Here is a 2,434-nt window from a genome sequence, read left to right on the forward strand (position 1 = left end):
TGTGGTGGTACGGTAAATAAATATTCAGCCTCATAAAATGCTTGTGTTAAAACTGAAAGAATTCCATACACTTTACTGCCTTCTTTTGAGCAAATACGTTGCGCCACTTCTTTTTGAAACATGCCCGAAAATTCAGGAATTTGATCGCGCATTTCTAAAGTTTTAAACACAATTTGGGTTGAAATGTTATAGGGGAAATTGCCAATAATTGCAAAAGGTTCTTGTTTGAAGACTTCGTTTAAATCGTATTTTAAAAAATCTTTTTCTATGATTCGTGGCGCCAGATTTAGATAGTTGGATTGCAGATATTCCACCGATTCTGAATCAATTTCAATAACATATGTGGTGATGTCTTTTTTGAGTAAATATTTGGTAAGTACACCCATACCTGGACCAATTTCTAACACCTTTTTATAGCCTTTTAAAAGCAAGGTATCTGCAATTTTTTCAGCTACAGTTTCATCATTTAAAAAGTGTTGCCCTAAATACTTTTTTGCTTTTACTTGATGTTGGTTGGAGTTGTATGCCACGGATTTATGGGTGTTTATGAGAAATACGAAGATATTAAATATTGGCGCGCAAAGGCGCAGAGATGCAAAGTTTAATTTTAAATAATTTCTTGAAATTTAAAAAATAGTTAAGCCTTTTTAATTTTTAAGTGGATTCCTGCCTTCGCAGGAAAAACACTATTTAAAATTCACGGTATACTCATCAACAATTTCAAGTTCGGTTCTAAAGGATAGTATTTTATCAGCGAACTTTTTTAAGCCTTCAAGTCTTAATTTATCGGCATCCTCGCGATAATAAGCATCTAGTGCTTCGCGTGAATAAGAACGGTATTGCACGGAATAGGTAACGCCTCCCTTTTCTTCTTCTACTAAAACCTTGGACAAGGTTGCTTTTTCAAATTTACCGGTTCCTAATACTTGAGGAATATGTTCTTTTATCCATTTCAGCCATTCATCGTGGATGGATTCGTCAATGTTTGTTGTTACGTTATATATTATCATAATTTAAAAATTCCAAAAAACTAAAATCCAAAGTCTAAATTAAGATTAGAAACTATTCTATAGAATTTGAATTTCGATTCTTATATGTTATAAAGTTTTTGCAAATAACAGGAGTTCTTTGTCATCTTCAAAGGGTTTTACTTCTTTTTCAAATGTAAATCCTAATTTCTCTAATAGTTTTATAGAGTTTTTATTATCTGGATTTGCTATAGCTACTAATTTTTTTAGGTTGAATTTATGTTTAGCAAGTTTCATAATTTCAACCGACGATTCAAAACCAAATCCTTTACCTTCATATTCTGGCAAAAATGCAAAACCAATGTCAACCTCTTCCAAGGTGTCCCTTTTTATTAATCCGCAAGTGCCAATAGGCTTGTTGTATTCTGCTTTAAGTAATAGCTTGTAGAACCCAAAACCATGCTCTTCATAACTCTTTAAATGGCCTTCGGAAATTCTATTTTCAGCAGCCTCAATAGTTTTGGTGTTTCTATCACCAATGTATTTTATCCAATGCGGAGAATTCACTAATTCTACGAAAAAAGGCGCATCACTAATCGTGAATTTTTCTATTATTAATCGTTCGGTTTCAGCAATCATAATCTAATTTAGAGCATCGCCTCGCAAGTTTCTGTAGCGTTTTCTCGCATCAACAAAATAAATACTATCGGCATGATTAAAAATAATTTGCTCGTATAAGGCTTTTGCTTTTTCGAGGTTATTTAACCGTTTTTCATATATTTCAGCTAAATGAAAAAGTGCGTCGTCTATTAAAATACCTTCGCCGTAATTGTCAATAATGGCTTGATAATTTATAACGGCTTTTTCATATTGTAATTTTACCTCGAACAATTGTGCTTGTTTCAATAATGCTTGCGCTATAATAGGTTCTGTTTTGTGCTCTTCTAGAATTTTATCTAGTAAATTAATAGCCTCATCATTTCTGTTTTGAAACGCTAATAAATCTGCTTTTGCATAGTGTTTTAAGGCCGTTTGAAGTGAATCTTCATATTTATTATCTGAAATAAGCAGTTTTAAATCTAGCGCATCATTGGCGATAAGTTGCGATGTTGAGGCTTTTAAAATTTTGAGTTGAGATTCTGCCCATTTAAAATCACCTTTATAATAACTTGCTTTGGCAACTTTAAATCGTGCTTCTTGAGAAATGGTACTGTTTTTTAAATTTCGTTGGATTTGCGTGTAATAAATAAGCGCCTGATTGAATTTTTCTTGTAATACTAAAATATCACCTAATTCTAATTTTACCTGTGCTTTTTCTAAGGTTGATAAGGGTTGATTTAATGTTGATTCTAGAAAATTCGAAGCAGCTTCTGTTTCGTTCAAATAAAAGGCCAAAAAGTGTGCGTAGTTAATTTGCAACCCTAAAGTTTCGGGTTGTTCTCCGTATGTTTTTATGAGTTCTAGAA

Annotated in this window: 4 protein-coding genes; all 4 read right to left on the reverse strand. The window is 32.5% G+C overall.

Annotation, left to right across the window (positions count from 1 at the left end; genetic code table 11):
• Positions 1-530: 16S rRNA (adenine(1518)-N(6)/adenine(1519)-N(6))-dimethyltransferase RsmA (gene rsmA, locus WBN21_RS13335; protein ID WP_424201074.1), on the reverse strand; the 530-nt coding region annotated here is incomplete at its 3' end.
• 156 nt (positions 531-686) lie between these two features.
• Positions 687-1,010 carry a DUF4286 family protein gene (locus WBN21_RS13340; RefSeq protein WP_424201076.1) on the reverse strand — a complete coding sequence of 108 codons (324 nt, stop codon included), beginning with the start codon at positions 1,008-1,010 and terminating at the stop codon, positions 687-689.
• An 87-nt stretch (positions 1,011-1,097) separates the two neighbouring features.
• A complete protein-coding gene (locus WBN21_RS13345) occupies positions 1,098-1,607 on the reverse strand; it encodes a GNAT family N-acetyltransferase (protein ID WP_424201078.1) in 510 nt (169 codons plus the stop codon).
• 3 nt (positions 1,608-1,610) lie between these two features.
• On the reverse strand, positions 1,611-2,434 hold an 824-nt coding region (locus WBN21_RS13350), incomplete at its 5' end, for a tetratricopeptide repeat protein (RefSeq protein ID WP_424201080.1).

The sequence above is a fragment of the Algibacter sp. genome (genome assembly GCF_049667265.1).
Taxonomy (GTDB): domain Bacteria; phylum Bacteroidota; class Bacteroidia; order Flavobacteriales; family Flavobacteriaceae; genus Algibacter_B.